The sequence below is a fragment of the Priestia sp. 3CA3 genome (assembly GCF_056836725.1).
The window spans coordinates 1-400 of sequence record NZ_JBXENJ010000046.1 but is presented as its reverse complement, the minus strand read 5'-3'; the positions used below and the strand labels follow the sequence as shown (position 1 = coordinate 400).

Here is a 400-nt window from a genome sequence, read left to right as displayed (position 1 = left end):
CGTTTCAACGGTGACCATCAACGTTATCCCTGTCAACGATCCCCCAATTACGTCCAATGTTAGCTTTACGATTGCGGAAGATAGCACGTTAATCAATCAAGTAGTGGCCGTAGATCCCGATGGAAATCCGTTAACGTTTAGCCTACAAACGGCACCGGGCAACGGAGTGGCCGTGGTGAATGCAGATGGAACGTTTAGCTACCAGCCGAACCTGAACTTTAATGGGACGGATCAGTTTACGGTATTGGTGTCAGACGGTCAGGGAGGCACGGCCGTTTCGACAGTAACAGTGACAGTAACGCCGGTGAATGATGCACCGACGGTGCCAAATTACACGTTCAGTACGCAGGAGGATAGCCCTGTAGTAGGAGCAGTGGTAGGAACGGACGTGGATGGAAAC

At 51.2% G+C, this 400-nt stretch carries 1 protein-coding gene; it reads left to right on the top strand.

Features of this window, described 5'->3' with window-relative positions; translation table 11 throughout:
- Positions 1–400: Ig-like domain-containing protein (locus AC1VNJ_RS26885; RefSeq protein ID WP_482641639.1), on the top strand; the 400-nt coding region annotated here is incomplete at both ends.